This window comes from Bacteroides sp. 4_1_36 (assembly GCF_003466325.1).
Classification (GTDB): Bacteria; Bacteroidota; Bacteroidia; order Bacteroidales; family Bacteroidaceae; genus Bacteroides; species Bacteroides uniformis.
In genome coordinates this window covers 17,058-42,046 of the sequence record NZ_QSOX01000012.1, presented here as the reverse complement: position 1 = coordinate 42,046, position 24,989 = coordinate 17,058, and the positions used below count along the sequence as shown (strand labels likewise).

The window sequence follows — 24,989 nt, the reverse complement described above, 5'->3', positions numbered from 1 at the left end:
TGTATATTATTGGGAATTAGTGTTTTATACAATGCTGTAGTAGTTACGTTGTAGTGCTTGAGTAGGTTGTGGTAATCTTGTGGTAGTTTGTTTTTTGACATACATCAATTGCTCCTATACTTTTGCAAAAGAATTTTAAATCAATACAAAATGAAGAAAAATTTATTAATTACATGTGTGATGTTGCTGTTTGCCGTTGTTTCGATGGCGCAGAACAAAATTACGGTTTCGGGTGTCGTTTCCGACAAGACGGGAATGACTGTTATTGGTGCTACAGTTTCGGTAAAGGGGGCTCCTCAGCAAGGAGTCGTTACTGGACTTGATGGTGATTATAAGATTACCAATGTTCCCAGTAACGCTGTCTTGCTTTATAGCTATATTGGTATGAAAGACCAAGAAATAGCAGTGAATGGTCGTACTACTATTAATGTAGTAATGCAAGAAGACAATATGTTGATCGATGAAGTTGTAGTTGTAGGCTATGGTGTACAGCGTAAATCAGACTTGACCGGTGCTGTTGGTTCTATCAAGAGCGATGATTTGAAAAAGATTTCTACACCTAATGTGGCTAACGCGTTGCAAGGTCGTGTGTCCGGTGTATTTATCTCTGCAAGCGGTGCTCCGGGTAGCTCTCCTGAAGTGCGCATTCGTGGTATCGGTACTACTAATAATAGCAATCCGCTCTATGTGGTTGATGGAATGTTTATGGACGATATATCATTCCTGAGTAACCATGATATTGAGTCCATGGAGGTATTGAAGGATGCTTCTGCTACTGCCATGTATGGTTCTCGCGGTGCTAACGGTGTAATCATTGTTACCACCAAGCAAGGTGCTGAAGGTAAAGCACAGGTGAACATTACTGCCAGTGAAGGATTTCAGTTCCAAAATAGCGGTAAGTTTGAGATGTGTACGGCTTCTGAATATGCTATGCTGCAAAATGAAGCTAACTTGAATATTAATCCAGATGGCGGTCTTGTTTATGATGATCCGGCTTCTTTCGGAAAAGGGACCAATTGGTTCGATGAGATTTTCCGAGTAGCGTCTGTCCGTGATTATCAAGTTGCTGTTAGTGGCGGAACAGAAAAGGTACGTTATAATTTGAGTGCCGGATATTTCCAACAGGATGGTATCATAAAGGAAAATTCTTATGACCGTTTTACTTTGCGTGCCAATAATTCATATAAAATAAACAAACATTTGACTATCGGGCATAACTTATCGGCTTCTTTCAGTCATACAAAAAATGAAAATAAGGGAGTTGTAAAATCTGCTTATAAACTGAGTCCTATCATTACTCCTTATGATGAGAATGGTAATTTCTCCGATCCTCAGGTGGCATCTACTGCTAATCCGCTTGCTACCCTCCATTATATGAATAGTGATAATTGGAAAGATAGAATTGTGGGTAGTGCATTCTTGAATTGGGAAGTTATTAAAGGGTTGAATTTTAAGACCAGCTTGGGCATTGATTATATTAATGGTAGAAGTCGTAATTTTACTCCTAAGTATTATATCTCGGAGTATCAAAAGGTAGATGAGAACAGCTTGTCTAAAACATGGACTAGAGATTTTACTTGGCTGTGGGAGAATATCTTGACTTATGATTGGCAAATCAATGATAAAAATCGTCTGAATCTTTTGGGTGGTATTACTGCTCAAAAATACACTAATGAAAAGTTAGGCGGGTCAGGACGTAATTTCTTCTCAGAAGTGGAAGACTATTGGTATTTGGATCAGTCTTCAAGCGATACACGTGGACTTGAGAATAATGGAAAACATGAAGCCATGATGTCTTACTTGTTCCGTGCCAACTATGCTTTAATGGACAGATATTTGTTGACGGCTTCTATACGTGCCGATGGCTCTTCGAAGTTTGGACCGGATAACCGTTGGGGATATTTTCCGTCAGTAGCTGCCGGATGGAGGATTTCTGAAGAAGCTTTTATTAAAGATAATGTTGAATGGTTGAGTAACTTGAAGATTAGAGGTAGCTGGGGGCAAATTGGTAATGATAAGATTGGTAATGACAAATATTATGCATTGGCTAATGTAGCCCCTACTTATGATGCTGTATTTGGTGGTGATTATTATTCTGGTGGTACTGTAACTTCTCTTTATAATACACAAATCCATTGGGAACGTTCAGAGCAGTTGGATCTTGGTTTTGATTTAGGCTTGTTCAATAATCGCTTTTCTTTAGAGTTTGACTATTACAGAAGAGATACAAAAGAAATGTTGGTAAATGTGGATGTTCCTGCTTCTGTAGGACTTGCCTCTGTAGAAACAAACGTGGGCTCAGTACGTAACTCTGGACTTGATTTTACGGTGAAATGGGAAGACTCGTTTAAGGATTTTCGTTATGGCATCCGCTTGACTGGAACTACAATTAAGAATGAGGTGACTAATTTGGGAGGTAAACGTATCACCAGTGGGGATATAGGTTCCGGAAAAAGTGTTCATATGACAGAAGAAGGAATGCCAATCAAGTATTTTTATGGTTACAAGACTATTGGTATTTTCCAAAGTAATGAGGAGATTGAGCAGTATAATGCGATGGCTGCGGCTGCTTCCGGTGATGCGAAGAAGAAGTATCAGGCAAATGTAGCTCCGGGTGATCTGATTTATGCAGATACGGATGGCAATGGATATATAACTGCTGAAGACCGTACGGATTTAGGCTCTCCTACTCCGAAGTTTATCGGTGGTTTGGGTATAACTGCCGCTTGGAAAGGCTTTGATTTGTCAATTGATTTGCAGGGTAATTTTGGTAATAAGATTTATAATGCCAAACAAGCTGAAAGAAATGCTGGTGTTGATAACTGGGATCGTTCGTTCTTGGATAGATGGACTGAAAACAATAGGAATACTTCCATTCCGCGCATGACATTTGAGGGTAACAATTATTTTGTTTCCGACCGTTATGTTGAGAGTGGCAACTATGTGAAGTTACAGACTGTGGAATTAGGATATACATTCCCAAAAAACTTGATGCAAAAAGTGCATATCCAGAATTTGAGATTGTACTTCTCAGGTAATAACCTGCTTTATTTTACGAATTATAACGGATTTACTCCTGAAATCTTAGGGGGGCTTGACCGTGATATTTATCCGATTACCGCTACCTGCCGTTTTGGCTTGAATCTTACATTCTAATGGAAAATAAAAATAGGAAATGATTATGAAAAAGATATATTCACTTTTATTAGCTTCAGCATTGGTTTTTACCTCTTGTTCTGATTTTTTGGATACAAAGCCGCAAGGGAAATTGACGCAAGATATTTTCTTCGGGGAAGAAGAAGGTGCTTTGATGGGAATTAATGCTATATATTCTCAAATGAAAAGTTGGGACTTGATCGGCTTTTCTTGGTTTGGCATTATGGAGGTGCCGAGTGACAATTCTGATACAGGAAGTTCACCGGCAGATGGTAGTTATGCTCGCGTGAATTCATTGAATGATTTTACTTATGATGTTTATACTTCTGAATTGAACGGCTGGTGGACCGGAAATTATAAAGGAATCGGATTCTGTAACGTAGCATTGGATAACTTGGATGTGTTGAAAGATGAGCAGTTAAAGATTAGAAGCATTGCACAGGCACGTTTTTTCCGTGGTTTCTTTTACTTTAACTTGGTGAGAACTTACGGTGGCGTACCTTTGGTTACTAAAGTTCAGAATCCCGATGAATATGATCAGCCATGCGCTTCTGAAGAAGCTATTTATCAGCAGATTATTGATGACTTATCCTATGCGGCAATGAATTTGCCAACCCGTGATGAATGGGGGATTGCTGAGAGAGGAAGAGTTACGAAAGGAACTGCAGAAGGCTTGTTGGCTAAAGTTTATTTGTTCCGTCAAGATTATGCAAGTGTAAAACAATATGCAGGGCAGGTAATAAGTAGGGGAGAATATAACCTGCATCACAATTACCGTGATTTGTTTAGCCCGGATTCTTATTATTCTGATGAAGTGATGCTGGCCGACCAGTATTTGTGGGGATCAGACAAGACGAGAGATAAGGCTTCCGAATATGTGAAGTGGCAAGGTGTCAGAGGTTTCAAAGGTTGGGGATTCTGTTCTCCGTCAGAATCTTTGGATAAGGCTTATGAATCAGGTGATCCGAGACGGGAGGCTACTATCATTTACGATGGCGAAAATATGGAAGGAGTTGGGGTTATAAACTTCAAGGACGAACCGGGAGTACAACCGCGTGCCAATAAAAAGACAATGTGGCCTACAACTTATTGGAATGCCAATAATTTTGCTAAACAAAATTGCCACTTGTATTTTCTGCGTTATGCGGATGTACTGTTAATGTATGCTGAGGCCTGCAATGAGTTGGCAAATGGTGAAAGCGACCCATTAGTAGATGACGCCCTGGCTAAATTGGAATTGGTCAGAGACCGTGCTCGTAAGTCCGGTGATGATCCCACTGTATTACCTAAAATAACAGAGAGGGATAAGGCAAAGTTGCGTGAAATCATATGGAATGAGCGTCGCATTGAATTAGCAATGGAAGGACACCGTTTCTTTGATTTGATTCGGGCTGATAAAGTTGTTCCCGGATATGCAGAAAAGATGCTGAAGGCCCATGGAAAGACAAACTTCAATATGAGCCAGCATTCCACATTCTACATTCCACAGAAGCAGATTGATATTTCTCAAGGAATATTGAAGCAAAATAAATAAGGTGTGTGAGGAGTAGCCTAAGGCTACTCCTACTTCTTATGTGATTAAAATGTTTAAAATAGGTATTATGAAAAATATATTTCTTTTTTTCTTGTTTTTGGGGGTTTGTTCGTGCTCGGTAAATGCCATAAATCCACCATCTGGTGTGACAGAAAAGCAACTCTCCGATGATGAACTCATGACCCTTGTCCAGAAGCAAACTTTCCGTTACTTTTGGGATTTTGCCCATCCCGAATCAGGATTGGCGCATGAACGGAGCAACGGAGGTGCCGAGACAGCTACCATCGGTGGCTCGGGTTTCGGAGTGATGGCTATCATTGTCGGTATAGAGCGTGGTTTTGTCACTCGCGAACAGGGCGCTGAACGTATGTTGAAGATAGTCCGCTTTCTGAGCGACAAGAATACCGACAGCTATCACGGCATGTGGGCACATTGGATGAACGGTAAAACCGGCAAGACCATTCCTTTCAGTCGTAAGGACGATGGAGCGGATATTGTAGAATCCGCTTTCATGTTCGAAGGCTTGTTGGCTGCCCATCAGTATTTTACAAAGGATAATCCAACGGAAAACCGTATCCGCGGGATAATCAATAATCTGTGGCGTCAAGCAGAATGGAACTTTTTTACTCAGGGACAAGATGTGATGTATTGGCATTGGTCGCCAAACAACGGATGGGCGATGAATCATCAGATTAAAGGTCATAACGAGTGTCACATTGTTTACATTTTGGGCGCGTCTTCCCCTACTTATCCGATTGCCGAGAGCGTTTATCATAAAGGCTGGGCCAATGCGAATACTTTTCTGAACGGTCGGGAGTATTACGGCATCAAGCTTCCTCTTGGAAACAACCACGGAAAGGGAGGTCCTCTCTTCTTCACTCATTATTCTTACATGGGGCTTGACCCACGTGGCTTGAAAGATCGTTATGCCGATTACGAGGAACAGATGAAGGCTCATACCTTGATTAACCGTGCCTACTGCATTGACAATCCGAAGGGTTACAAGGGTTACGGCGAAAAATGTTGGGGATTGACTGCCAGTGACGGTGACAAAGGTTATTCTGCCCATAGTCCCGGTAATGACCGTGGTGTGATTACGCCTACCGCTGCTCTTTCCTCTATTCCATATGCACCTGAATATTCTTTGGAAGCCATGCGTTATTTCTATGAAGAGTTGGGTGACCGTCTTTGGGGTGAATATGGTTTCAAGGATGCGTTCAATTTGACGGAGAATTGGTTTGCACCTTCGTATCTTGCCATTGACCAAGGGCCGATTATTGTGATGATAGAGAACTATCGTACCGGTTTGATTTGGAAACTTTTCATGAGTCATCCCGATGTCCAGAAGGGTTTGAGGAGATTAGGCTTTACTTCTCCTTATTTGAACAAGGTCGATTAGGTTGTTTGATAGGATTCTTTGATTTTGATTAGGTTTTACATAGATTAAAAAGGTTTGTAACCATGAAAAACGTGTTTATCAATAGTGTATTGGTTGTTTTCGCATTGCTTGTCGCCTCGTGCGGCAGGCAACCGGAAGCCAAAGTAGAGGTGATGTCGTTCAACATCCGTCTGGATCATGTGGCGGACAGTATGAACAATTGGAAATACCGCAAGGACCATGCGGCACAAATGATTGCTTATTATGCTCCGGACATTATAGGCATGCAAGAGGTGGTGAAGAACCAACTCGATGACTTGAAGGAGCGTCTTCCGCAATATACCGCTCTCGGTGTAGGTCGTGCAGATGGAGAAGAGAAAGGTGAGTATTGCTCTCTTTTCTATAAGACAGACCGTTTCGAACTATTGAAGAGTGGAAATTTTGGGCTGAGTGAAACTCCTGATTCCATCGGAAAGAAAGGCTGGGATGCGGCTTGCGAGCGTATTGTGACTTGGGCGGTACTGAAAGACAAGGTGAGTGGTAGGGAAATAGCTGCTTTCAATACTCATTTCGATCATGTAGGTAAAGTGGCACGTCGCGAAAGTGCCGTGCTGATACTTGAGAAGATAAAACAAATGGCGGGTGACCTTCCGGTAATTGTTACCGGAGACTTTAATGGAACGGTAGATTCCGAGCCGGTCACTGTATTGACGGAAGGTGGAATGAAGAATGCTTGCGTTACGGCGAAAGTCGCTTACGGACCGACATGGAGTTTCCATGACTTCGGGCGCATCCCGGTAGAGAAACGTAGGTTGATAGATTTTATTTTTATAAAAGGTGCTGTAGAGGTGGAGCGTTACCGAACCATTGATGATAAGCCGGACAACGGCTATCTCTCCGATCATGCTCCCGTAATGGCTATCTTAAAACTATAAAAGCATTTACTATGAAAAAGAAATTATTGATTGGAGCTGCCCTGATACTTTCTGTGGGTATGGCATGTACTTCAGGAGCCGGTGATTGGCAGAGTTACAGCGGTGACAAACGGATAGAAGAGCGTGTCGATTCTGTACTTGCCTTGATGACACTTGAAGAGAAAATAGGTCAGATGACCCAATATTCTGCCAAGAGCGATATTGTGACCGGTCCGCAAGTAAATACGGACATTGAACCTCTATTGAAGAAAGGATACATAGGCAGTCTTTTCCATGCCACTTCTTCTGCCGCCATCCGCAAGACACAAGAGACGGCACTAGCGGAATCCCGGTTGAAGATTCCAGTGCTTTTTGCTTTCGATGTGATACACGGTTTTAAAACGATATTCCCTATTCCTTTGGCCGAGTCGTGTGCCTGGGACGCTGAACTGGCAGAAAGAAGTGCGTCCATTGCCGCTGCCGAAGCTTCGGCAGTGGGTGTTAACTGGACTTTTGCCCCCATGGTGGACATTTCACGTGATGCACGTTGGGGACGGGTAATGGAAGGCTCTGGTGAGGATCCTTATCTGGGTTCATTGCTCTCTGCCGCACGTGTACGCGGTTTCCAGGGTGAGAAGCCCGAAGACTTGATGCGGCTGGACAAGATGCTGGCTTGCGCCAAACACTTCTGTGCATATGGTGCTGCTGAAGCTGGTCGTGATTATAATACGACTGATGTGTCCGAGCGCTCTTTGCGCGATATTTATTTCCCACCTTTCAAGGCTGCCAAAGATGCGGGTGTGGCTACTTTCATGACTGCCTTCAATGAGATTTCCGGTGTGCCTTGCACTTCCAGTAAGTTCCTTTATCAGGATGTGCTTCGCGATGAGTGGAGGTTCAACGGTTTTGTAGTGACGGATTATACGGCTATCAATGAGCTTGTTCCCCACGGCGTGGCACGCGACGAGGCTCATGCCGCCGAGTTGGCTGCCAATGCGGGCATCGAGATGGATATGACCGGAGGTGTGTTTCATGCACATCTGCTGCAAGCCGTGAAAGAGGGCAAGGTGAACGAAGAAACCATTGATAATGCCGTACGCCGCATTCTGGAGATGAAATTCCTTTTAGGCATTATGGACGATCCTTACCGCTATCTGAATGAGGAGCGTGAGAAGGCTACTATCATGAAACCCGAGTTCTTGGAAGCAGCGCGCGATGCTGCTCGTAAGTCGGTAGTATTGTTGAAGAATGAGAATGACTTTTTCCCGATACAACCCTCCGAACGTAAGACTGTAGCTTTGATAGGCCCTATGGTGAAAGAACGTAACAGTGTGAACGGTGGTTGGGGTGGACGGGGAGACCGTCAACGGAGTGTCACTCTTTTTGAAGGGTTGGAAAAAAAGTACGGAAACTCGAACGTACGTTTTCTTTATGCCGAAGGCTGCGATCTTCGTAAGCCTGGAACTGCAGGATTTGCACAAGCTGTGTCCGTGGCTCGTCAGGCAGATGTCATTCTGGTTGCTGCCGGTGAAGACCAGAACTGGAGTGCCGAGGCTGCTTGCCGCACGGACATCACCCTGCCTGCTTCGCAGCGCGACTTGCTGAAGGAACTTAAGAAAACGGGTAAGCCCATCGGATTGGTATTGATGAACGGTCGTCCGCTGGAACTTACTTGGGAGGACGAGAATATGGATGCTATTCTCGAAGCCTGGTATCCGGGCACGATGGGTGGTCATGCCATTGCCGATGTCATCGCAGGCGACTATAATCCTGCCGGAAAGCTGACAATGAGTTTTCCACGTTCGGTGGGGCAGCTCCCGCTTTACTATAACCACAAGAACACCGGACGACCGCTTCCTCCGGACAATCCGAAGATGGATTACAAGTCTTCTTATATTGACTGTCCCAATTCTCCGCTTTATCCTTTTGGATATGGCTTAAGTTATACTAGCTTTGAGGTGGATAACTTGAAGTTGGACAAGGAGGAGCTGAAAAAGGGGGAAACACTTACCGTTACAGTGGATGTAGCCAATATCGGTAAAGTCGGTGGTGAAGAGGTGGTACAGCTTTATATTCGCGACCTTGTGGGAAGTGTGACTCGTCCGGTGAAAGAATTGAAGGGTTTTCAAAAGCTGTATCTCAAGGCTGGCGAGAAGAAGTCGCTGACATTTGTGCTGACTGAAGAAGACCTTGCCTTTTGTGGTGCTGATATGAAGATGCAGGTGGAACCGGGGGAATTCCGGCTCTGGGTAGGAACATCGTCGGCAGATGAGCGGAATGAATCTGTTTTTACGTTGATATGATAAATTGAAAAATCTTATAAATCATTGAAGATGATGAATCATAAACTATCTTTAGGACTTGCCATGCTTCCATTGGTTCCTGCTGTTCAGGCTCAGGAACAAGGCAGGCAAGACGGTGAACGTCCTAACATTATTTTTATCATGAGTGATGACCATGCACAGCAGGCTATGAGTATCTATGGTCATCCTATAGGTAAAGTGGCACCTACTCCTAATATTGACCGTATCGGGCAGGAAGGAGCTGTGTTCTGGAATAATTATTGCTGTAATTCTATTTCAGGCCCCAGTCGCGCCGCGATACTTACTGGCAAGCATAGCCATAAGAACGGCTTCATGAAGAATTGGGCACTAGGTTTCGACGGCTCTCAGCAGACGTTGCCTAAACTGTTGCAACAAGGCGGCTATGAGACTGCCGTCATCGGTAAATGGCATCTTATTTCCAAGCCGACGGGATTTGACCATTGGATGATTCTCAATGACCAAGGCGAATACTGTAACCCACAGTTCATTACCGAGGGGGACACTACTATTCATAAAGGATATGTGACCGACCTCATTACTCAATATTGTGAGGAATGGATGGACAACGGTCGTGACAAGAACAAGCCGTTCTTCTTGATGATGCACCACAAAGCCATTCACCGCAATTGGGTACCTGCCGAACGGCATTATCGTTTGTATGAACACGCCAAGTTCCCGCTTCCCGATAATTATTACGATGCCTATGAGGGACGTTACGCAGCACAGATGCAGAAGATGAATATATACCGTGACATGTACGAAGGTCACGATTTGAAGATGGTTGCGGGTATCGATAGCGACAGCCTGCTCTTTGACCCTTGGCCGCACGCTTTCATGGGAACAATGACACCGGAAGAACGCCGCCGTTTCCTTGATGCTTACCGCGATCGAAATAATGAGTTCTATTCCAAGCCACGTTCATTTAAGGAAGTGGCTGAATGGAAATACCAACGTTACCTGCAAGACTACATGGCTTGTGTAGCAAGTGTGGACGAGAGTGTGGGCGAGATACTGGACTATCTCAAACGTACGGGGTTGGACAAGAATACGATTGTAGTCTATACCACCGATCAAGGCTTCTACTTGGGCGAACATGGCTGGTTTGACAAGCGTTTCATGTACGAAGAGTCTTTTGGTATGCCGATGGTGATGCGCTGGCCGGGACATATCAAACCGGGTACGCAAGTTACAGGTCTGACCCAGAACATCGACTTTGCTCCTACTTTCCTTGATATGTGCGGCATCTCCATTCCGCAGGACATGCAGGGCGTTTCGTTCAAGGAACTGGTGGAAAAAGGCAAGACACCGCGCGACTGGCGTAAGTCCTTGTACTATCACTATTATGAGTTTCCCGGCTTCCACAGCGTGCGTGCCCATTACGGTGTGAAGATGGAACGCTACAAGCTGATGCACTTCTACGTGGATGACAATTGGGAACTTTATGATCTCAAGACAGACCCTGAAGAGATGCACAATCTTTATGGGAAGAAGGGAATGGAGAAGATTACCACCGAACTGAAGGCTGAACTGGCACGCTTGCAAAAAGAATACGATGTGCCGCAGGAGTTATGCCGCTGAAAAGCTACCGGAAGACATATTGAACATTAATAACCTGATAATAAAGATAAAAGATAATGAGAAGACTGATTACTAATCTGCTGCTGGCATTATTATGCTTGGCGTCTCCCCTTTTGGCGCAGGACATGCGCATGGATACTTATTGTAATCCGCTGAATGTAGACTATACCTATATGATATACAATTCTTCGAAAGATATCTCCTACCGCTCGGGTGCCGACCCTGCCGTAGTAGAGTTTCGTGGAGAATATTATATGTTCGTTACCCGTACGCACGGCTACTGGCATTCTACGGATTTGCAAAACTGGAATTTTATCAATCCGGGGGAAAACTGGTATCCACAAGGTTGTAACGCTCCGGCGGCACATAACTACAAGGATTCAGTACTTTATGTCTGTGGCGATCCTTCGGGTGTGATGAGTGTGCTTTATACCGACAACCCCAAGTCGGGTAACTGGAAAGCCACTCCTGCAATCATCACCAACTTGCAAGACCCTGACCTTTTTCTTGATGATGACGGCAGTGCTTACATGTTCTGGGGCTCTTCCAACAAGTGGCCCATTCGCGGCATGAAGCTCAACAAGAACCATCGTTTCATACAAGAAGGCGAGAAGCTGGAACTTTTCAATCTCGACCCAGAGAAACATGGTTGGGAACGTTTTGGAGAAAATCATGCCGATACCGTGCTGGGCGGCTATATCGAAGGACCGTGGTTGACAAAGCACAACGGGAGGTATTACATGCAATATGCCGCTCCGGGCACTCAGTTCAATGTATATGCCGATGGTGTATATGTGGCCGACCATCCGATGGGACCTTATACCTATCAGAAACATAACCCCATTTCCTATAAGCCTGGCGGTTATATCAACGGTGCCGGTCATGGAAGTACGGTGCTCGGACCAGGTAGGCAATATTGGCATTTCGGTTCTATGGCTCTGCCCATTAATATGCACTGGGAACGCCGTCTCTGCATGTTCCCTACTTATTTTGACGAAGACGGCATCATGTATTGTGACACCCGTTTTGGAGATTATCCCCGTTATGCACCTACTGTGCCGGGAAAGAAAGGGGAGTTCCGCGGCTGGATGCTTCTTTCTTACAACAAGCCTGCCAGATGTTCTTCGGCTGTAGAAGGTCATACTGCTGCCGGATTGACGGACGAGAATTGCAAGACTTATTGGCTGGCTTCTTCCAACGATGAAACACAGTGGGTGGAGATAGACCTTCAGGCACCTGCCACTGTAAACGCTATTCAGGTGAATTACAACGATTATAAGAGTGACATGTATGGCCGTTATCCCGGCCTACGCCACCGTTATACCATCGAAGGTTCTGTGGACGGCATCAACTGGACGCGCCTCGTCAACCGCAGCAATAGTTTCAAGGATACTCCGCACGATTACGTGGAATTGGAAACCCCTGCTCGGGTACGTTATGTACGTTACAAAAACATTCATGTTCCTACACCGCACCTTTCCATTTCTGCCATCCGTATTTTCGGTCTGGGCGAAGGTAAGGCGCCTGCTCAAGTGAAGACATTTGACCCTCACCGTCACGAAGATCGTCGTGACATCACGCTGACTTGGAAACCGGTGAAAGGTGCACAAGGATACAACATCCTTTGGGGTATTGCGCCGGACAAGCTTTACAGTTCTTGGATGGTGTATGGTGACGAGTGTAGGCATCTGATGAAATGTCTCTCTACCGACCAGGAATATTATTTTGCTATCGAAGCTTTCAATGAAAGCGGTGTATCTCAAATTTCTGCCGTTAAAGAAGTGAGATAATGTGTTGTAAAATGAGGGTGTGCCATCAACCGTTTTGACACACCCTCATTTGTCGTTTTATGTGTATTTTGTTTATTGTCAGCTTAATAAAACTATGGATAAAAAGTCGTATTGCATCGCTTGGTTGATGTTGTTGTTCGTCGGTTCATTACATGCACAATATCGTACTACTACCTACTGTAACCCTCTTAATCTGGACTATACTTATCCTTTTCACAATTCCCATTTGGGCAAGTCCTATCGTTCGGGTGCCGACCCTGCTGTAGTGGAGTTTCGGGGGGAGTATTATATGTTCGTTACCCGTTCCTGGGGTTACTGGCATTCCAAGGACTTGCTGAATTGGGACTTTATTACTCCCGAAAAATGGTATTTCGAAGGTTGCAATGCTCCTGCTGCCCATAATTATAAAGATTCCGTACTCTATGTTTGTGGGAATCCATCCGGAGCCATGAGCATACTTTATACCGATAATCCCAAACGGGGGGACTGGAAGGCAGTGCCATCGGTACTCCACGACCTTCAGGATCCTGCCCTTTTCATTGATGATGATGAACGTGCTTATATGTATTGGGGGTCTTCCAACCGTTGGCCTATCCGTGGTAAGGAACTTGATATGAAGAATAAATTCCTGCCGATAGCGAAAAAGCCGGATTCACTGCTCTTTCTCCGTCCTGACATTCATGGGTGGGAACGTTTTGGCGAAAATCATACCAGTGACATCAAGCCATTCATCGAGGGTGCGTGGATGACGAAACACAATGGGAAATATTATTTGCAATATGCCGCTCCGGGCACTCAGTTCAATGTGTATGGTGACGGTGTTTATGTAGGAAAATCTCCTTTGGGTCCCTTTCAGTATGCGGCTCATAATCCGTTCTGCTACAAGCCGGGAGGATTTGCTACCGGTGCCGGGCATGGAAGTACGGTTTGTGGTCCGGGAGGAATATACTGGCATTTCGGTACAATCCATCTGTCCATTAATTATAAGTTTGAGCGTAGGTTATGTATGTTTCCTACATTTTTTGATGAAGACGGTGTGATGTACTCTGATACTTACTTCGGTGACTATCCTCACTATTCTCCCGACCAGGTTTCGCGACAGACGACAAGCGGTGGTTTCCGGGGCTGGATGTTGCTTTCTTATGGCAAACCCGTGAAGGCTTCTTCGCAATTGGAAAGTTATCCGGTGGAAAATGTGACGGACGAGAACTTGAAAACCTTCTGGGTGGCCGGAAAAAATGACGATAAGCAATGGGTGGAGATAGACCTTGAAGAAGTGAGTGACGTGTATGCCTTGCAACTGAATTTCTTTGACTATGAGGAAACCGGATTTTGGGGACGTATGCCAAACCTCCGGCAACGCTATCTTGTAGAAGCTTCGGTGGATGGTGCCCGTTGGCGGGTATTGGTGGACTATCGCAACAGTTTCCGTGATGCCCCTCATAATTACATAGAACTGGATCAACCGATAGAAGCACGCTATATTCGTTATCGCCACCATTACGTGCCGGGCAAGAATCTGGCAATGGGGGATATTCGCGTGTTCGGTTTGGGACGTGGGAAAAAACCGGCTACGGTAAAAGGTTTTACGGTAGTGCGTGAAGCGGACGAACGTAATGCCCGCATTTCTTGGAAATCGGTGAAGGGTGCGCAAGGCTATAATGTATTGTGGGGTGTTGCTCCTGATAAATTGTATAGTTCGTGGATGGTATATGGCGATAATTCATTAGACTTACGTGCCCTCACGGTGGGACAAAAATATTATTTTGCCATCGAATCGTTTAATGAAAATGGTATTTCGCAACGTGTCTTTCTTCGAGAGGCGCACTGATTGTATAAAATGAACAGTAATGAAACAGATAATACACTCTTTTTTATATGGTAGTGCCGTTTGGGCTGCTTGTACTGTATCGCAGGAGGTCAAGGCCGGTGGGATCCCTGTCTCTACCACAGAGGATGGAGATGCTGTTAGCCCAAACATTGTTTGTGTGGTATGTGAAGACATCGGTCCTTGGCTGCACTGTTTCGGTGACAGTGTGGCAGTGACTCCGACTATTGACGCCCTTGCGGCAGAGGGTATACGCTATACCAGCATTTATGGGACAGTGGGTGTTAGTGCTCCTTCGCGTGCGGCACTTATTACGGGAATGTATCCCACGCATATCAATGCCAACTATATGCGTACGCAAGGGGGGCAGATTGCACGTCCACCGGCGGTAACCGGTTACGATATTGTGTTACCCGAGGGAATAAAGTGCTATACCGAGCTGTTGCGTGCCGCTGGCTATTATTGTACGAACAACCCGAAAACCGACTATCAGTTTCTACCGCCTTTGACCGCTTGGGACGAATGTGGCAGGCAGGCGCATTGGCGCAACCGTCCTAAAGGGATGCCTTTTTTCGCTATATTCAATACCCTTGCCTCGCATGAGCAAAAGGTGTGGGAAAGTGCGAAGGATACGCTTTACGTCTCTCCCGACGATGTGGTGTTGCCACCCTATTATCCTGAGGACAGCATTGTGCGCCGCGATATTGCTGTCATGTACAGCAATATTTACCGCATGGATTGTTTTGTCCGCCAGATGATTGATGAATTGAGGGCGGCAGGCGAGTGGGATAATACCATTCTTATCTTTTATTCGGATAATGGTGGACCGCTTCCTCGGCAGAAACGTGAAATAACAGAGGTTGGTACCCATATTCCTCTCATTATCCGTTATCCGGACGGACGGTTGGCCGGCAGTATTGATGATGGACTTCGCAGTGTCATTGACATTCCACCAACGATTCTTTCATTGGCGGGTATCAAGCCTCCTGCCTATATGGATGGCAAGGCATTTGCTGGGAAATATGCTTCGCCATCGCGGCGCTATGTTTTTGCCGCACGTGACCGTATGGATAAGTGTTATGACCAGCAGGGGGGCGTACGTGACCGCCGTTATCGTTATATCTGTAATTATACTCCCAATCAGCCCGGCTATCAGCCGGTAGGATTTCGTCTGAACATGCCGATGATGCGCCGTATGCTTCAACTCCATGAAGAAGGCGCGCTCGATGAGAATCAGGAAAGCTGGTTTGTTTGGCCCCGTCCGCGTGAAGAGTTCTATGATTTGGAGAAAGACCCTCATGAGATGTGCAATCTGATTAATGATCCGGCTTACCGGAAATACATTGACCGTTTGCGGAAGGTGTATCGGCAGTGGGAAAGGAAATATTGGCAATGTCGTCCGCTGACAGAACCGGAAATAGTACAAACTATGTGGCCGGACGGTGTACAGCCGCTCGTGTCAGCTCCGCAGATTGTACAAAAGGGGGGGCAGGTTAAGCTGGAGTGTTCCACTCCTGGAGTCTCTTATGCCTATCAGTTGAATGGTCGGGGACGGAATGGAGAGAAACATTGGAATCTATATGTTGAGCCGTTTGTTGTCCATAAGGGAGACCGGGTGGCAGTGCAGGCTTTCCGGGTGGGATATAAGAAGAGTGAGATAGTAGACTTTTTAATTGAACATTAATTTTGTAGGATATGAAGAATACAGTTTGTACAGCCTTGATGCTGTTGATGTCTGTGTGTATGTATGCGCAGGAGTTGTATGGAGAGTATGAAAAGAAAGTGTATGTCTCTTCGCAGGGAGATTCGTTGAAGTACCGTTTGCTGCGTCCCGAAGCAGAAAAGGCAGGGAAGAAATATCCGTTGGTGCTTTTTCTGCATGGTGCGGGCGAACGAGGAGATGATAATCAGAAGCAATTGGTGCATGGTGGGCAGATGTGGCTCAATCCGGTGAACAGAGAGGAATATCCGGCTTTTGTATTGGCTCCCCAGTGTCCTAAGGAAGATTATTGGGCTTATGTGGGTCGTCCCAAGTCGTTTGTACCTGGAGAAATGCCCGAGGTACAGGAGCCTACGCGTATATTCCGCACATTGAAGGAGTTGCTGGATACCTATTTGGCTATGCCCCAGGTGGATAAAGACCGGATTTATGTGATGGGACTTTCCATGGGCGGTATGGGGACGTTTGATTTGGCGATACGTTATCCCGAAGTTTTTGCCGCAGCCGTTCCCATCTGCGGTATTGTGAATCCGGCAAGGCTTTCTGCCGCCAAAGACGTGAAGTTCCGTATTTATCACGGAGATGCCGATAACATTGTTCCGGTAGAAGGTTCGCGTCAGGCTTACAAGGCCTTGAAGGCTGCTGGTGCCGATGTTGAGTATATCGAATTCCCCGGAGTCAATCATGGCAGCTGGACACCGGCGTTCAATGATTCTGAGTTTATGGGTTGGCTGTTTAATCAGAAGAAAAAATGATGAGGATATTGTCTGTTATCGGAGCGCTCTTTTTAGGGGGCGCTTTTTTTACTTCTTGCACCACTTCTGGTAGGGTAAGTACTTTTGTGGTCTTACCGGATACGCAGACTTATCTGGAACAATGTCCGGAGGTCTTTGATTCGCAAGTGGACTGGTTGGTTGCCAACCGTAAGAAAATAGATGCCGTGTTCCAAGTGGGAGATTTGACACAAGATAATTCTCCGGTGGAATGGGCGTATATGCAGAAAGCTTTTCATCGTATCAGCCAAGCGGGAATACCTTATTCTGTCGTGTGGGGAAATCATGATATTGGCAGTAAGCCCGGCAAGTTTTCGGACGTGCATAACACTGCAATGGCCAACAAGTATTTCCCTCTTTCTGACTATAAGCAGAAGAGTTATTGGGGAGGCAGTGCGGATGGAAAGACATTGGATAACTATTACATAAACCTTAGGTCGGGCGATACCGATTGGCTGGTCTTGAATCTGGAATTCGGACCTTCCGATGAGGCTCTGCAATGGGCCGATTCCATAGTGGGTATTCATCCGGATAAGCTTGTCATATTGAATACACACGCCTATTTGTATTGTGACAGTACGTTGCATGACGGGAAAGACTGGTGGCGTCCTCAAGGATATGGCATCGGCAAAGAGCCCGGGCGCACAGTGAACGATGGCGCTGGAATCTGGAAGAAATTGCTTCTCAGACATCGCAATGTGATAGCTGTCTTTTGTGGGCATGTCTTGAAAAGCGGAGTTGGCACGCTGGTCTCTATAGGGAAAGAGGGGAATAAAGTGTATCAGATGCTGGCAAACTATCAGCGTGGTGTGGAAGGCAGTAGATTGGGAGGTGAGGGCTACTTACGCATTGTAACTTTTAACCGGAAGACAAGGGAGATAGATGTGAAGACCTATTCGACTTGGAATAAAGCCTATCACCCCTCCGAACATCATAACTTTAAGTTCAGAGAGGTGGACTTTGACGAATATCTGCGCTGAGACTTAAGTCCTTTCGGGGGCGTAAAATAAACTGTGTCATGCGGCGTTTTTTTCCAAGCTCATCGGTCGGGGATCGGCCAGCGCCAAGGGGGTGCACCAGCACTCCCGACGAGCGTAAAGTTACAACAATTTAAACCTATCTCCAAACTTTATCGCTAATTGTTGTGCGATGGCTGCCCAATTTGCTAATGGCATGGTCCATTTCTTACGTATATTGCGATAAGCGAGATAAACCAACTTTTCAAGGGCGGTGTTGTTAGGGAACACGCCCTTGTTTTTTGTGACTTTACGTATTTGACGATGATATCCCTCGACTGTATTCGTGGTATAAATCATACGTCGTATATCCGGCGTAAACTGGAAGTATTCAGTAAGCCTTTCCCAGTTATCCTGCCAAGACTTGATAACGATAGGGTATTTCTCACCCCATTTTTCTTCCAGATTAAGAAGCTCTGTCTCAGCGGATTCCTTATTTACCGCACCATAGACATGTTTCAGATCTCTCATGAACTCCTTCTGGTGCTTGCTGCCGACATACTTGACGGAGTTACGTATCTGATGGACAATACAGAGCTGGACAATAGTATCAGGAAACACACTTTGGATAGCATCCGGGAAGCCTTTCAATCCGTCAACACAAGCTATGAGTATGTCACAGACACCACGGGTCTGCAAGTCTGTCAATACATTCAGCCAGAAGTTCGCACCCTCATTTTTAGAGATATACATCCCTAACAGATCCTTATGTCCCTCGCTGTCCAGAGCCAGTACATTGTAAATCGCACGGGTTACGGCACAGCCTCTGTCGTCCATTACCTTATAATGAATGGCATCCATCCAGACTATCGGATAAACGCTGTCCAGGCTACGGGAACGCCATGCCTTTATTTCCGGAAGTACACGATCGGTGATGGCACTAATCGTCTCAGCAGACACACGATTACCCAAGTTCTCCTCCATCCAGTCACTTATCTCACGTGTGCTGTTTCCCAAAGCATAAAGTCCGATGATGCGGTCTGCAACACCTTCCGCAAGAATGGTTTCACGCTTTTTTATGAACTGGGGATCAAAGGTGGAGTTACGGTCACGAGGGGTAGATACGGTGACTTCTCCCATCGAAGTCTGTACTTGTTTTTGCATCTTGCCATTACGACGGTTGCCACTCATGCGTTCATCCTCAGAAAGATGAGCGTCCATCTCACCTTCAAGGGCAGCATTTAATATACTCTCCAACAACGGAGCAAAAGCACCGTCCTTACCTAACAAGGGCTTACCAGACTTCAACTGTTCAAGAGCCTTGTTCTTGATACTTTCAAAATCAAATTCTTCACTCATAAAATAAACTGTGTTAGCAAAGTTAATATTTTATTCATTTCCTTAGCTGACACAGTTCAAATTACGGCCTCGTCCTTTCAGCGTAATCTCCGTTACTTTTTATCAGTTCTATCAGCTTTTCTACCGCCTCTTCTTCGGGAATGTTCTTTTCGATGCACTCCTTCTTCTTGTAGAGGCTGATTTTGCCTCGTCCGGCGCCTACATAGCCATAATCAGCATCGGCCATTTCTCCGGGGCCGTTGACAATGCATCCCATGATTCCTATCTTGAGTCCTTTCAGATGGCCGGTGGCTGCCTTGATACGGGCAATGGTACTTTCCAGATCGTAGAGGGTGCGTCCGCAGCCGGGACAAGAGATGTATTCGGTCTTGCTGGTACGTACACGTCCGGCTTGCAGGATACCGAAAGCAGTGGCATCCACTACTTTGCCGCTTATGGTTTCTCCTTGGTTGAAGAGAAGGATACCGTCACACAGACCGTCGAAGATGAGTGCTCCCATGTCTGCAGCCGCTTTGATTTGCAGATTCTCTAATTCATTTTCTGCGTAGTGTTCAAAGAAGACTACCGGATTTTTCAGGCCCTCCTTCATCATCTGGTGTACCAGAGCGCGTTGTTCTCCCAATCGGTTGGGATGATTGCTTTGCGAAACCAATACAACTTCCGGATGATACTTTAGGCAGGCGATGGCTTCGTCATTCAATCCCATATACGTGATGAAGAGGAATTTCAAGGAAGCGCCGCAGCTGCTTAGGAAAGGAAGCTGGTCTCCTTTAAAGGCAGGCCAGGCATTGTCCGGTTCCGTTCTGCCGTTACTGTGCTCCATCCAGACATCGGCATCGATGATACATTGCATGCCTTCCGGAAGTTGTTCGGGGATGGAACGTCCCGTATAGATATAGTCCGGCACGAATTGCGGATTGAAGTCCATGTCCCCGTCCAGGCGTGCGGCAATGACCACGGGCAGATTGTCTCCGCCGATATTGTGTACGGCGGCAGTCTCGCGGCGGGTGGGAGAGAGATAATTGAATTCCGGCACATCTGCTCCGGGGATATAAGGATGGTCGTGGCGCTGCACGATATAGTCCACCAATTTGCGGGCTACGGGGATTTCCGCCTCCGGAGCTTCGCTCAGGGAAACCCGGATGGTGTCACCCAAGCCGTCTGCCAGCAGGGCGCCGATGCCCAAGGCCGATTTGATGCGTCCGTCTTCTCCGTCTCCGGCTTCCGTTACACCGAGATGCAACGGGAATCGCATACCTTCCTGCTCCATGACGGCTGCCAGCAAGCGTACTGTCTTTACCATGACCACTGTATTGGATGCTTTGATGGAAATGACCACATCCGTGAAATTCTCTTGTACGCAGATGCGCAGAAACTCCATACAAGATTCCACCATGCCTTCCGGTGTATCGCCATAGTGCGACATGATGCGGTCGGATAATGAACCGTGGTTTACGCCGATGCGGATGGCAGTATGGTTCTCCTTGCAGATATTAAGGAAGGGTACAAAGCGGTCGTGTATCTTCTGCAACTCCTGGGCATACTCTTCATCGGTATACTCCAAATGTTTGAAAGTACGTGCTGCATCCACATAGTTTCCCGGATTGATGCGGACTTTTTCTACATACTGTGCTGCTACGTCCGCTACCTTCGGATTGAAGTGAATGTCGGCGACAAGCGGCACCATATATCCGTCCTGGCGTAGGCCTATGTTGATATTCATCAGGTTTTCAGCCTCTTTGATGCCTTGGGCCGTGAGGCGTACATACTCTCCTCCGGCGTCGACAATACGTTTGGTTTGCGCCACACTGGCTTCTGTGTCCTGCGTAGCGGTGTTCGTCATACTTTGTATGCGGATAGGATTGGAGCCGCCCATAGGGGTGGCTCCGATGTTTACTTCTGATGTTTCCCGTCGGGAATAGTTGAATAAATCCACGATGATATTTACAGTTAAAGGATTAAAAGATTTACGATTGGATGATTTACGATGTACGATTGAAGATACCAAGAAGTAATTTCAATCGTACATCGTAAATCATCCAATCGTAAATCAATTGGTTTTGTATTCGTACTTCACATCCTTCAAGTCCTCATTTGCCTTGACTATTTTCTTTTTCAGCCCTTCTTTGTAGGTGGCAAATGTTTCGGCCAATGAGGAATCGCCCAATGCCAGCATTTGTACGGCAAGGATGGCAGCGTTCATGGCACCATTAATGGCAACGGTGGCTACCGGTATGCCCGGAGGCATCTGGATGATGGAGTAGAGGGCATCTACGCCATCGAGTACGGACCCTTTTACGGGAACCCCGATTACCGGCAGTGTGGTATTGGCAGCAATGACGCCGGGCAGGGCGGCAGCCATACCGGCAGCGGCAATAATCACTTTAATGCCGCGTTGGCGGGCATTCTTGGCAAATTCCTCCACTGCTTCCGGTGTGCGGTGAGCAGAGAGAGCGTTCATTTCGAACGGTACATGCAGGTCATTGAGCAATTGTGCGGCCTTCTCCATAACGGGGAGGTCGGAAGTGCTGCCCATGATGATGCTAACGATTGGAGACATGAATCTTTAAATTATTAAAGGGTTAATTTTATAAGGGTTAGGGATTAACGATTAGGGGTTAGGGACTGCGCTATCATTCCGTCCGGTGCTAATCGCTAACCCCTAATCCTTTCATTTCATTCGTTTATCAGCGCTTTGTAGGCTTCGGCATCCAGCAGGCTGTCGAAGTCGGCATCAGCGGCGGGTTTGATTTTGATGAGCCAGCCTTCGCCGTATGGGTCCTGGTTTACCAGTTCCGGCTGGTCGGCAAGGGCTTCGTTTTGCTCCAGAATCTCACCGGTTACGGGCAGGAAGAGGTCTGATATGGTTTTTACTACTTCGATGGTACCGAACACTTCGTCGGCAGCCAATGTTTCACCTTCGGTCGGGATGTCGACAAACACAATGTCACCCAGTTGCTCTTGTGCATAATCGGTAATACCTACATAGGCTACATCACCTTCCAGGCGAATCCATTCGTGTTCTTTGGTGTACTTTACATTAGTCGGGAAATTCATGATCATTAGTTTTTAAGGGTTGATACTATGTAAATTAAAAGTTGAAAATTAAAAATTAAACAAGGCTCTTAAAAGAGGAAGATTCGGAACAGTATGTTGCTCAGCGGGTGGAGTACCAGCAACGAGCAGATAAGCCCTACGGCAAAGCCTCCCATAACTTCGCCCAGTGTGTGGTGTCGCAGGATGATGCGGGCGGTGCCCAGCACGCCAGCCACCAGTATAAAGAGGCATAGCCACCATACGGGATTGTAGCTGAACAAGGCGCTGAAAGCTACCAGTCCACCAATTACGGCTCCGGCGCCTGCCATGTGTTCGCTCAGTTTCCATTTTAAGTTGACAATGACGCAGATTATCATCACTACCAGGGCGGAGAGTATGATACCGGTCATATACCACGGGATATTGAGCCGGTGCATCATGAGCAGGCAGAATACATAGGAAGTGATGGTCAGAATAAAGGGAATGTATCTCCTTTTTCGTTCCACCAGTTCTTCCGGACTGAAACCGTTGATTTTGCGGAAGATGAAGATAGTCAGTGTAGGCATCAGGATGGTGAAGCAATACACCACGCCCAATACTATCAACTTGTACTGCAACGGCATGATGCGCAGGTACGAGAATATAAACAGAACCAGAAATGCCAGGAAAGGGATGGAGAACGGTGTGAATACCGCCGAAATCACTTTCGCTGTTCTGATTAAAGTTTTATCTGCTATAATATGCTCTTCCACAACCTAATTTTATTTACGATTTGACTATTTACAATTTACTATTTGAATGCACTAATCTTTAAACCTTAATCCCTAATCGCTCATCCTTTTCTCTCATCTTCTCAGTCTTGCCACGGGGATATTCATCTGTTGGCGATACTTTGCCACCGTGCGGCGGGCTATGGGATAGCCTTTCTCTTTCAGCAGCTCGGTCAGTTCGTCATCGGTCAGAGGCTTTTTCTTGTCCTCGTTGTCAATGCACTCTTTGAGTATCTTGCGTATTTCGCGTACAGACATCTCTTCGCCGTCTTCGGTTGTGTAGCCGTCGTTGAAGAAGAATTTCAGCGGGTAGATGCCGTAGTTGGTCTGTACATACTTGCTGTTGCTCACACGGGAGATGGTCGAGATGTCCAACCCGGTGCGTTCGGCAACATCTTTCAGAATCATGGGGCGGAGCAATGACTCGTCTCCTTCGAGGAAGAAAGGACGTTGCAGGTCTATGATGGCCTGCATGGTAGTCATCAGCGTATTCTGGCGTTGCTTCACGGCATCGATGAAACCTTGTGCGGCATCCATTTTTTGTTTGAGGAACATCATGGCTTCGCGGGATTCCTTAGACTGGTTGGCCCGGTTCTTGGTGTGTTCTTCCACCATCTCGGTGAAGTCGCGGCTCATGCGCAGTTCCGGCACGTTGCGGTTGTTCAGTGTCACGTTGATGGTACCGTCGTCATAAGTGTCTACCAGGAAGTCGGGCACAATCTGCTGCATGTTCTTGCCGATGGCTTCGCCGAGCGAGGCACCGGGACGGGGATTCAGCTTGCAGATTTCCTTAACGGCTTGTTGCAGGGTATCTTCGCTGATACCTAATTTCTGCATAATCTTGTCCCAATGCTTGCGGGTGAACTCTTCGTAGCACTGGGTAAGAATATCTTCTTCTATATAGTATTGTGGAGGCGAGGGCATGGGCCGTTGCGCTTCCTTACGTCGAATCTGGATGAGCAGGCACTCTTGTAGGGTGCGGGCGCCCAGACCGGCGGGGTCGAAGTCTTGTATAATCTTCAATACTTCTTCCAGCTCTTCGGGAGAAGCGTCGATACCGGCGTAGATGGCGAGTTCGTCGCTGATACTGTCCAGCGATTTGCGCAGCAGGCCATCGTCGTCCAGCGAGCCGATGAGATATTCGGCCAGTTCGCGCTGGTGCGGAGTCAAGTCCTGCTCGCCGAGCTGCTGGCGCAAGGTTTCATAGAAAGAGGTGGCGTCGGAGAAAGGAATTTCTTCTGCCTGCTCCCCTTTGCTGCGGTTGTTCTCCTGCAGCTTGTAGTCGGGGATATCGTCTTCGTTCAGATAATCGCTTAAAGAATCATAGCTAGTGTCTCCACCATCTTCTGAGCCGGTTTCCGCATCGGGTGTGTCGGGGTATTCATCGCCGGGAGTATCCTCCTTGCCCTCTTCCAGTGCCGGATTTTCCAGAAGTTCGGCACGTACGCGGTCCTCTAGTTCCACGGCGGGAAGTTCCAGCAGCTTTACCACCAGAATTTGTTGCGGCGACAGCGTTTGTATCTGCTGTTGCGCTTGGGTCTGTACTTGTCGGGAGCCTTGTGCCATATTTTTATAAATTATTCAATGCACTCATTGTGCATCTTCTTTCAGATATTTACCGCAAAAATAGTGAATAGTTCGATAACACGAAACCTCTCTGATGATATTTAACAAGAAAAGAGAAAACAAGCTTTTGCCAATAGCTTGGCAAACTTTTGCCATGCCTATGGCAAGACTTTGCCAACGCGGTGGCAAAACTTTGCCAAAGGCTTGAAAAACGTTGGCAAAATAGTCTTCTGATTATGAACTATATAGATTAATCTCCTTTTTGTATTATCTTCTTTCAAAGATTATCTATATCTTTGTCCTATAA

Annotated in this window: 17 protein-coding genes; 11 read left to right on the top strand and 6 right to left on the bottom strand. The window is 46.3% G+C overall.

The genetic code is table 11. From position 1 onward, the window contains the following. The first annotated feature begins 150 nt into the window (after nt 1–150). From DXD65_RS12635 to DXD65_RS12585, 11 genes are all read left to right on the top strand, one after another. Complete coding sequence (locus DXD65_RS12635; RefSeq protein ID WP_005830593.1) at nt 151–3,156, top strand: SusC/RagA family TonB-linked outer membrane protein; 3,006 nt, start codon at nt 151–153, stop codon at nt 3,154–3,156. 25 nt (nt 3,157–3,181) lie between these two features. Next, nucleotides 3,182–4,690 (top strand): RagB/SusD family nutrient uptake outer membrane protein, encoded by a 1,509-nt coding sequence (locus DXD65_RS12630; RefSeq protein ID WP_227239046.1) that lies wholly within the window; start codon nt 3,182–3,184, stop codon nt 4,688–4,690. A 67-nt stretch (nt 4,691–4,757) separates the two neighbouring features. Further along, the gene (locus tag DXD65_RS12625) at nt 4,758–6,089 is read left to right on the top strand and encodes a glucoamylase family protein (RefSeq protein WP_034525916.1); all 1,332 of its coding nucleotides are present in this window, start codon (nt 4,758–4,760) and stop codon (nt 6,087–6,089) included. Between the two features lie 62 nt (nt 6,090–6,151). Then, a complete protein-coding gene (locus tag DXD65_RS12620; RefSeq protein WP_008662617.1) occupies nt 6,152–7,003 on the top strand; it encodes an endonuclease/exonuclease/phosphatase family protein in 852 nt (283 codons plus the stop codon). A gap of 11 nt (nt 7,004–7,014) precedes the next feature. Further along, a complete protein-coding gene (locus DXD65_RS12615) occupies nt 7,015–9,285 on the top strand; it encodes a glycoside hydrolase family 3 N-terminal domain-containing protein (protein ID WP_005830586.1) in 2,271 nt (756 codons plus the stop codon). A gap of 33 nt (nt 9,286–9,318) precedes the next feature. Further along, a complete protein-coding gene (locus DXD65_RS12610; RefSeq protein WP_034532747.1) occupies nt 9,319–10,884 on the top strand; it encodes a sulfatase in 1,566 nt (521 codons plus the stop codon). 56 nt (nt 10,885–10,940) lie between these two features. Beyond that, nucleotides 10,941–12,674: a family 43 glycosylhydrolase gene (locus DXD65_RS12605; RefSeq protein ID WP_057256700.1), complete on the top strand. Its 1,734-nt coding sequence runs from the start codon at nt 10,941–10,943 to the stop codon at nt 12,672–12,674. Between the two features lie 94 nt (nt 12,675–12,768). Beyond that, the gene (locus DXD65_RS12600; RefSeq protein WP_057256699.1) at nt 12,769–14,505 is read left to right on the top strand and encodes a family 43 glycosylhydrolase; all 1,737 of its coding nucleotides are present in this window, start codon (nt 12,769–12,771) and stop codon (nt 14,503–14,505) included. Nucleotides 14,506–14,524: 19 nt separating this feature from the next. Continuing rightward, nucleotides 14,525–16,186, top strand: a complete 1,662-nt coding sequence (locus DXD65_RS12595) for a sulfatase (protein WP_057256698.1) — start codon at nt 14,525–14,527, stop codon at nt 16,184–16,186. Nucleotides 16,187–16,233: 47 nt separating this feature from the next. Then, entirely contained in the window at nt 16,234–16,977 is a 744-nt protein-coding gene (locus DXD65_RS12590) for a prolyl oligopeptidase family serine peptidase (RefSeq protein WP_369738710.1), read from the top strand. Beyond that, a complete protein-coding gene (locus DXD65_RS12585; protein ID WP_057259175.1) occupies nt 16,974–17,975 on the top strand; it encodes a metallophosphoesterase in 1,002 nt (333 codons plus the stop codon). The genes DXD65_RS12590 and DXD65_RS12585 overlap by 4 nt, the downstream gene beginning before the upstream one ends. A 120-nt stretch (nt 17,976–18,095) precedes the next feature. Here DXD65_RS12585 and DXD65_RS12575 read toward each other — a convergent pair whose 3' ends face one another. The 6 genes from DXD65_RS12575 to rpoN all read right to left on the bottom strand — a co-directional run bounded on the left by DXD65_RS12575 (nt 18,096) and on the right by rpoN (nt 24,682). Next, nucleotides 18,096–19,310: an IS256 family transposase gene (locus DXD65_RS12575; RefSeq protein WP_008666176.1), complete on the bottom strand. Its 1,215-nt coding sequence runs from the start codon at nt 19,308–19,310 to the stop codon at nt 18,096–18,098. A 61-nt stretch (nt 19,311–19,371) separates the two neighbouring features. Then, nucleotides 19,372–21,246, bottom strand: a complete 1,875-nt coding sequence (locus DXD65_RS12570) for a 4-hydroxy-3-methylbut-2-en-1-yl diphosphate synthase (protein ID WP_117887698.1) — start codon at nt 21,244–21,246, stop codon at nt 19,372–19,374. A 114-nt stretch (nt 21,247–21,360) separates the two neighbouring features. Then, nucleotides 21,361–21,870 (bottom strand): 5-(carboxyamino)imidazole ribonucleotide mutase, encoded by a 510-nt coding sequence (purE, locus tag DXD65_RS12565; protein WP_009037672.1) that lies wholly within the window; start codon nt 21,868–21,870, stop codon nt 21,361–21,363. A gap of 116 nt (nt 21,871–21,986) precedes the next feature. Further along, a complete protein-coding gene (gene gcvH / locus DXD65_RS12560; protein ID WP_005834498.1) occupies nt 21,987–22,367 on the bottom strand; it encodes a glycine cleavage system protein GcvH in 381 nt (126 codons plus the stop codon). Between the two features lie 68 nt (nt 22,368–22,435). Then, nucleotides 22,436–23,098 carry a membrane protein gene (locus DXD65_RS12555; RefSeq protein WP_005830565.1) on the bottom strand — a complete coding sequence of 221 codons (663 nt, stop codon included), beginning with the start codon at nt 23,096–23,098 and terminating at the stop codon, nt 22,436–22,438. 93 nt (nt 23,099–23,191) lie between these two features. Beyond that, nucleotides 23,192–24,682, bottom strand: a complete 1,491-nt coding sequence (rpoN, locus tag DXD65_RS12550) for an RNA polymerase factor sigma-54 (RefSeq protein ID WP_005830563.1) — start codon at nt 24,680–24,682, stop codon at nt 23,192–23,194. Between the last annotated feature and the right edge of the window lie 307 nt (nt 24,683–24,989).

Bases quoted from the DNA above. Each gene is read 5' to 3' on its own strand.
- DXD65_RS12635 (WP_005830593.1), top strand. From the start codon at position 151: ATGAAGAAAAATTTATTAATTACATGTGTGATGTTGCTGTTTGCCGTT.
- DXD65_RS12630 (WP_227239046.1), top strand. From the start codon at position 3,182: ATGAAAAAGATATATTCACTTTTATTAGCTTCAGCATTGGTTTTTACC.
- DXD65_RS12625 (WP_034525916.1), top strand. From the start codon at position 4,758: ATGAAAAATATATTTCTTTTTTTCTTGTTTTTGGGGGTTTGTTCGTGC.
- DXD65_RS12620 (WP_008662617.1), top strand. From the start codon at position 6,152: ATGAAAAACGTGTTTATCAATAGTGTATTGGTTGTTTTCGCATTGCTT.
- DXD65_RS12615 (WP_005830586.1), top strand. From the start codon at position 7,015: ATGAAAAAGAAATTATTGATTGGAGCTGCCCTGATACTTTCTGTGGGT.
- DXD65_RS12610 (WP_034532747.1), top strand. From the start codon at position 9,319: ATGAATCATAAACTATCTTTAGGACTTGCCATGCTTCCATTGGTTCCT.
- DXD65_RS12605 (WP_057256700.1), top strand. From the start codon at position 10,941: ATGAGAAGACTGATTACTAATCTGCTGCTGGCATTATTATGCTTGGCG.
- DXD65_RS12600 (WP_057256699.1), top strand. From the start codon at position 12,769: ATGGATAAAAAGTCGTATTGCATCGCTTGGTTGATGTTGTTGTTCGTC.
- DXD65_RS12595 (WP_057256698.1), top strand. From the start codon at position 14,525: ATGAAACAGATAATACACTCTTTTTTATATGGTAGTGCCGTTTGGGCT.
- DXD65_RS12590 (WP_369738710.1), top strand. From the start codon at position 16,234: ATGTCTGTGTGTATGTATGCGCAGGAGTTGTATGGAGAGTATGAAAAG.
- DXD65_RS12585 (WP_057259175.1), top strand. From the start codon at position 16,974: ATGATGAGGATATTGTCTGTTATCGGAGCGCTCTTTTTAGGGGGCGCT.
- DXD65_RS12575 (WP_008666176.1), bottom strand. From the start codon at position 19,310: ATGAGTGAAGAATTTGATTTTGAAAGTATCAAGAACAAGGCTCTTGAA.
- purE (WP_009037672.1), bottom strand. From the start codon at position 21,870: ATGTCTCCAATCGTTAGCATCATCATGGGCAGCACTTCCGACCTCCCC.
- gcvH (WP_005834498.1), bottom strand. From the start codon at position 22,367: ATGAATTTCCCGACTAATGTAAAGTACACCAAAGAACACGAATGGATT.
- rpoN (WP_005830563.1), bottom strand. From the start codon at position 24,682: ATGGCACAAGGCTCCCGACAAGTACAGACCCAAGCGCAACAGCAGATA.